Below are 6,491 nucleotides of genomic sequence, written 5' to 3'. Positions count from 1 at the left end.
GCCGATGCCGCTGGTCATCGCGCTCCACGGCGGCGGCGGTAACGGAGCGCAGCTCGCGCGGTCCGCGGGGCTGGTCGAGAAGGCGCGCGCGGCTGGCTTCATCCTCGCGCTGCCCGAAGGGAGCGCGCGGATCGGCAAGATCCAGACATGGAACGCGGGTGGGTGTTGCGCCTATGCGATGCGCGCCAAGATCGACGATGTCGGCTTCATCCGCGCGCTGATCGACGCGCAGGTCGCGAGCGGGCGAGTCGATCCCAGACGCGTCTACGTCGTCGGCATGTCGAACGGCGGGATGATGGCGCATCGTATCGCGATCGCGCTCGGCGACCGCATCGCCGCGGCGGCGGTGTTCGTCGGCGCGCTGTTCGGCAACGAATCCGCGCCGGTCGCGCCGGTTCCGTTGCTGATCGTCAACGCCGCGAACGACCAGAATGTGCCGGTCCCGGGCGGCATCGGCCCGGCAAGCGTGAGCGGTGCGCAATCGAGTCCGTACAAGCCGTCAGTCTACGCTGCCAGGTGGTGGGCGACAGCGAATCGCTGCGCCGCGAACCCGGCGTCGAGCGACACCGCCGACTATGCGCGCCAGCATTGGGCCGGTTGTGTGCGCGGCGCGGACGTCGACTTCTACTTGATTAAGGATGCCGAGCACGGCTGGCCGGGCGGGACGATCGGACGTCCCGGCGTCACGCGATCGACCGGACGGGTAAACGGCACCGATCTGATGTGGGCGTTCTTCGCCGCACACCACCGCTAGAGGTCAGACAGTTCCTCGATCCGCGCCGTCTCGCGGCCGATCCACGCGGAGAGCAGGTAATAATCGACCCAGATCAGCATGCTGACGACGACGATGATCCAGAACATCGCGTGCGGGCTCCAGAAGGCCAGGGGCATGCCGCTAATCGCGATCAGCCCGACGGTCATGGTCGAGAGCCAGAACGCGGTTGGGACTCGCGGGTCGATCCGCGGATCGACCAATGCCCGCCGGTTGACGAACATGTCGATCGTCAGTGTGGCGCAAAGCGCGGCGATCACGACGCAATAAGGCTCATAGCCCCACGGCGAATCGGGATAACTGCCCATCACCGCGGCCGCGAACGGGATCAGCGATGCCGCCATCAGCGATGCGAGCGTCATGATCAGGTGGATGAAGTTACTTCGCCGCATCACGCTGTGCGCGAGATAGGCGTAGCTCCAGCCGACCGCAGCGGCGGAGAAAGAGATGGCGAAGGCGGCGAACTTGGGACCGTTCTCGATCAACGCGGGCAGGACACGGTCGGGCGTCAGTCCTTCGGGAATCTTGAGCTCGAGCACGAGCAAGGTCATGACGATCGCGTAGATGCCGTCGGTCAGGAAATTGAGCCGGTCGATTTCCAGCCCATTGCCGCCGTCGAGCCTTGCCAGCCGGAACATCGTCGCCACCCCCGTTTCGCCATCGAAACGGTAGCGCTATGTCGGGCGTCAGGCCAGCCGCAGCGTCAGCGCACGCATCACCGCGCGTTCGATCGGCGTGTCGAAGCGGCAGCCGACCATCCCGTCGAGGCACCACACGACGGTCGCGGCGATCGGCATCCGCCCGTCGAAGCGCAGCCACAGCCGTTCGCCTTCCTCCGCCGCGACACCGGCGGCGATGCGGCAGCCATAGGTGGAGAGATCGTGAAGCAGCGCGTCGATCGGCGTCTTGCCGTGGCGGCGCACGCTGGCGCGGGTGATCGACAGCCTCAGCCGCGGTTCGGCGCGCTGCTCGATCGATGCCGGTTCGACCCTACGATATTGCGAAAACCTGGTCGCCACGTACGCCCCCGGGGATTGCCCCAGCGGCCAGTGATGCAGCGGTCGGGTTAAGGAGATGCTAAAGCGTGGTTTTTGGGTAGCTTGCGCCGACGTGCGCGTGTCCGCGGGCCTTGGCGAGAGTCGCCTGGCGATGGCGTTCGGCATAGCCGGCGCGTGCGCTGTCGTCGCGCGTGCCGTGGCAGGCGGGGCAGCTGACGCCCTCCTCGAATAACGGTGAGCTGCGGTCGGCGGAGCTGACCGGCATGCGGCAGCCGCGGCACAGCTCGTGCGTGCCGGGCGTAAGGCCGTGCCCGACCGCGACGCGTTCGTCGAACACGAAGCACTCGCCGCGCCACCGGCTCTCGGCGGCGGGCACGTCTTCGAGATATTGCAGGATGCCGCCCTTGAGGTGGCGGACGTCTGCGATCCCCTCGGCCTTCAACAGCGCGGTGGCTTTCTCGCAGCGGATGCCGCCGGTGCAGAACATCGCGACGCGGTCCGCATTCGCGATCTCGTCGCGATGCTCGCGGAACCAGGCGGGAAAGTCGCTGAAGCTCGCGGTGTGCGGATCGACCGCGCCATCGAAGCTGCCGACGCGAACCTCATACGCGTTGCGCGTGTCGATCACGAGCGTGCCGGATTGCTCGATCAGCGCGTTCCAGTCGGCAGGTGCGACATACGTGCCCACCGCGTGCGGATCGACGGCCTCACCCATCGTCACGATCTCGCGCTTGAGGCGAACCTTGAGCCGGTGGAACGGCATCGTCCCGGCGGTCGAGAATTTGACCTCGAGATCGGCGCAGTCGGGCAGCGTGCGGATATGCGCGAGCACGCGGTCGATGCCGGCGGGCGGCCCGGCTATAGTGCCGTTGATTCCCTCGGTCGCGAGCAGCAGCGTGCCCTTGACGCCGTTCTCTGCGCATAGATCGAGCAGCTGCCCGCGCAACACGGCAGGATCGGGGAAGGAGGCGAAACGGTAAAGCGCAGCGACCTGGATCACAATTTGTCCCACGCCGTTTCGAACGCTGCGCGTTGGTCGGGAGTGAGGTGCAGCCCCACCTTGCTCCGCCGATCGAGTGCGTCGGCGGCGGTTTTCGCCCATTCCTTGTCGCGCATCCAGCGCGCCTCGATGGCGGTCAGCCCGCCGCCCAGGCCGGCGCCCATGCCCGCTTCGTCGGTGACGCCCGCCAGCATCTCGCCGAGCATCGTGCCATAGGCGTGCGCCATCCGCGCCGAGCGATCGTCGCCGAGGAACGGCCAAGTCGCGCGGACCTTCGCGAGATACACGTCGAAATCGTCGATCGCACCTCCCGGGAAGACGCGCGCTCGCGTCACCGGGTGCGCGGAGATACCGAGCGCGGGGGCGAGCTTGCCCATCGCTTCCTCGGCAAGGTGCCGACCGGTCGTGATCTTGCCGCCGAACACGCTGAGCAGCGGCGGGCCATTCGTGTCGAGTTCGAGCACGTAATCGCGCGTCACCGCCTTCGCCTCGCTCGCGCCGTCGTCGTAGAGCGGGCGCACGCCCGACCAGCTGTGCGTCACGTCGGCGGGGCTGATCTGGTTGACGAAATGGTGGTTCGCGCCTTCGCACAAATAGGCGATCTCGTCGTCCGAGATGACCGCGTCCTCGGGCTTGCCGACGGGGATGTCGGTGGTGCCGATCTCGGTTCCGCCCTGCCAAGGGATCGCAAAGATGATGCGGCGGTCGGGGAGTTGCAGGATGTAAGCGTGGTCACCCTCGTACAGCTTGGGCACGACGATATGGCTGCCCTTGACTAGCCGGACGTTCGCCGCGCCCTCCATCCCGAGCTTGTCGAGCATCAGGTGCACCCACGGCCCGGCGGCGTTGACCAGTCCGCGCGCCTCGACCGCGCGCCCGTCGGACAACGTCGCGCGCCACACGCCGCCCTCGCGCCGCGCACTCTCCAGCGCGACACCGGTGCAGATTTCCGCGCCGTTCGCCGCCGCATCGACCGCGTTGAGCAAGGTCAGCCGTGAATCGTCGACCTGCGCGTCGGAATAGACGAACCCGCTATCGCCGCCCTTGAGCGGGTCGACGTAGTCGCGGTCCGATTTGCGCAGACCCCGCGAGCGCGCGAGCGACATCTTGCCGCCGAGGAAATCGTAGAGATAGAGCCCGATCCGCACCATCCACCACGGGCGCACCGCATTCTCCTGCGGCAGGACGAAGCGCAAGGGACGGATGATGTGCGGGGCGGCGTGGACCAGGCGTTCTCTTTCCCGGAGCGCCTCGGCGACCAGGCGGAAGTCGTAATATTCGAGGTAGCGCAGCCCGCCGTGGATCAACTTGGTCGAGGCCGACGACGTGTGGCTGGCGATATCGTCGCGCTCGACCAGCAACACCTTCAGCCCGAGCAACGACGCCTCGCGCGCGATCGCGCAACCGTTGATGCCGCCGCCGATGATCAGGAGGTCGTAGGTCACGGCATGCTCCTAGCGTCATTCGGGCAGAGCGCCTATCGTCGCCGTCACATGGCGAAACCCAGAAAACAGCCCGGCCTCCCGACCCGTCAGCAGATCATCGATTTCATCACCTCGTCCGACCAGCCGGCGGGCAAGCGCGAGATCGCCAAGGCGTTCAGGCTGGCCGCGCACGAGAAGATCGCGCTCAAGGCGTTGCTCAAGGACATGGCCGACGAGGGGCTGATCGATAGCGCCCCTGGCCGTGCGTTCCACAAAGCGGGCGGGCTGCCCAAGGTGACCGTGCTGCGCGTGGCGGACGTCGACGACGGCGGCAACGTGTGGGCGGTGCCCGAGCGCTGGGATGCCGACGCCGCGCCGATGCCGCGGTTGCGCGTGCGCGAGCGGGGGAAGCGCTCGGCGCTGGGGATCGGCGACCGCATTCTCGCGCGGACCGAGGAAGTCGGGAAGGGCTGGGTCGCGCACCCGATGAAGCAGCTCGCCAAGGGCGACGAATTGATGCTCGGGGTGTTGCGCAAGGAAGGCAATGGGCTGTGGCTCGAAGGCGTCGAGAAACGCGAGCGGCGGCAATATCCGGTGAGCGACGCGGGCGATGCCGAGCCGGGCGACCTAGTACTGGCGGAAAAAGCGGGGCGCCCGCCGCGCATCACGGCGCGGGTGACCGAGCGACTCGGCGATCCGTTCGCGCCGCGCAGCTTCTCGCTGATCGCGATCCACGAGCATGGTATCCCCGACCAGTTCGCCGACGAGGCGCTCGACGAGGCGGGGCGGATGGCGAAGCAACCGCTCGGCGAGGGACGCGAAGACCTGACGCACCTGCCGATCGTCGCGATCGACCCCGCCGATGCGCGCGATCACGACGACGCGGTGTGGGCGGCGCCCGACGACGACCCCGGCAATCCCGGCGGGTGGAAGGCGGTGGTCGCGATCGCCGACGTGTCGTTCTACGTCCGCCCGGGCTCGGCGATCGACCGCGAGGCGCGGCGGCGCGGCAATTCGGTCTATTTCCCCGACCGCGTCGTGCCGATGCTCCCCGAAATCCTGTCGGCCGAGGTGTGCAGCCTCAAGACCGGCGAGGACCGCGCGGCGCTCGCGTGCCATTTGCAGATTGCCAGGGACGGGCAGCTCAAGGGCTGGCGCTTTACCCGCGCGGTGGTGCGGATCGCGGCGAATATCGCGTACGAGGATGCGCAAGCCTCGATCGACGGGCAGCTCGAGCATCCGCTGAACGACACCGCGCTCAAGCCGCTCTGGGCGTGCTGGCGCGCGCTCGCCAAGGCACGCGACGCGCGCGAGCCGCTCGACCTCGACCTCCCCGAACGCCGCGTCGTGCTCGACGAGAAAGGGCGGATCATGTCGGTCGCCCCGCGCGAGCGGCTCGACGCGCACCGGCTGATCGAGGATTACATGATCGCCGCCAACGTCGCCGCGGCGAAGGCGCTCGAGGCGAAGAAGGCGCCGGTGATGTATCGCGTCCACGAGCCACCGAGCCGCGAGAAGCTGGTCGGGCTGAAGGATTATCTGGAGACGTACGGCGTCAAGCTGGCGCTGGGGCAGGTCATCCGCCCCGCGACGTTCAACCAGATTCTCGACAAGATCGGCGCGGTCGATTTCCGGCCGCAGGTGATGGAGCAGATCCTGCGCAGCCAGACCCAGGCCTATTACGCGCCCGCCAATCACGGCCATTTCGGGCTGGCGCTCGGCAGCTACGCGCATTTCACCTCGCCGATCCGCCGCTATGCCGACCTTATCGTCCACCGTTCGCTGGTAAGCGCGTACAATCTTGGTCCTGGCGGGCTGACCCCCGACGAAGCGGCGGGGATGGAGCGGATCGGCGAGTCGATCAGCAAGCTCGAGCGCCGCGCGATGGAGGCCGAGCGCGACACGATCGACCGTTACGTCGCTGCCTATCTCGCCGAGCGCGTCGGCGAATTGTGCGAGGTGCGCATCACCGGCGTCACCAATTTCGGCTTCTTCGCGACGGTCGACGGGATCGGTGGCGACGGGCTGATGCCGGTGCGCGATCTGGACGGCGAATATTTCCGCTTCGACGAGACCGCCAAGAAACTGGTCGGCGAACAATCGGGCGACGAATACACGATCGGCCAGCGGCTGACGCTCCGGCTGGCGGAATCGAATCCGGTATCGGGCGCTCTCCGGTTCGAACTGCCCGAGGGTAAATTTGCTGCGCCGGGCAGCCGGCCGCCGCGCGTCTTGAAACGGCGCGGCCGACCGGCCAACATCCGCCATCAGGGCCGACGGCGCAAATAAGGAGTTCG

Annotated in this window: 6 protein-coding genes; 2 read left to right on the top strand and 4 right to left on the bottom strand. The window is 67.6% G+C overall.

The window, feature by feature from the left end:
- Nucleotides 1-754: PHB depolymerase family esterase (locus E7773_RS03485; RefSeq protein ID WP_293988180.1), on the top strand; the 754-nt coding region annotated here is incomplete at its 5' end.
- Here E7773_RS03485 and E7773_RS03480 read toward each other — a convergent pair.
- From E7773_RS03480 to glpD, 4 genes are read right to left on the bottom strand one after another with little or no spacing between them, the layout of a single operon-like run.
- Entirely contained in the window at nt 751-1,410 is a 660-nt protein-coding gene (locus E7773_RS03480) for a TMEM175 family protein (protein ID WP_293988237.1), read from the bottom strand. The two genes, E7773_RS03485 and E7773_RS03480, sit on opposite strands and share 4 nt — an antisense overlap.
- Before the next feature lie 48 nt (nt 1,411-1,458).
- Nucleotides 1,459-1,791 carry a PilZ domain-containing protein gene (locus tag E7773_RS03475; RefSeq protein WP_293988177.1) on the bottom strand — a complete coding sequence of 111 codons (333 nt, stop codon included), beginning with the start codon at nt 1,789-1,791 and terminating at the stop codon, nt 1,459-1,461.
- 58 nt (nt 1,792-1,849) lie between these two features.
- The gene (locus E7773_RS03470; protein ID WP_293988174.1) at nt 1,850-2,770 is read right to left on the bottom strand and encodes a rhodanese-related sulfurtransferase; all 921 of its coding nucleotides are present in this window, start codon (nt 2,768-2,770) and stop codon (nt 1,850-1,852) included.
- Nucleotides 2,767-4,215: a glycerol-3-phosphate dehydrogenase gene (gene glpD, locus E7773_RS03465; protein WP_293988170.1), complete on the bottom strand. Its 1,449-nt coding sequence runs from the start codon at nt 4,213-4,215 to the stop codon at nt 2,767-2,769. Before glpD ends, E7773_RS03470 begins: the two co-directional genes overlap by 4 nt.
- A 48-nt stretch (nt 4,216-4,263) precedes the next feature.
- Here glpD and E7773_RS03460 point away from each other — a divergent pair, with 48 nt between their 5' ends.
- Nucleotides 4,264-6,483, top strand: coding sequence for a VacB/RNase II family 3'-5' exoribonuclease (locus E7773_RS03460; protein WP_293988167.1), 2,220 nt, complete (start codon nt 4,264-4,266; stop codon nt 6,481-6,483).
- Nucleotides 6,484-6,491 lie beyond the last annotated feature (8 nt).

Origin of the sequence: Sphingomonas sp., assembly GCF_004799495.1 — a bacterium.
Taxonomy (GTDB): domain Bacteria; phylum Pseudomonadota; class Alphaproteobacteria; order Sphingomonadales; family Sphingomonadaceae; genus Sphingomonas.
This window is presented reverse-complemented; position numbering and strand designations above follow the sequence as displayed.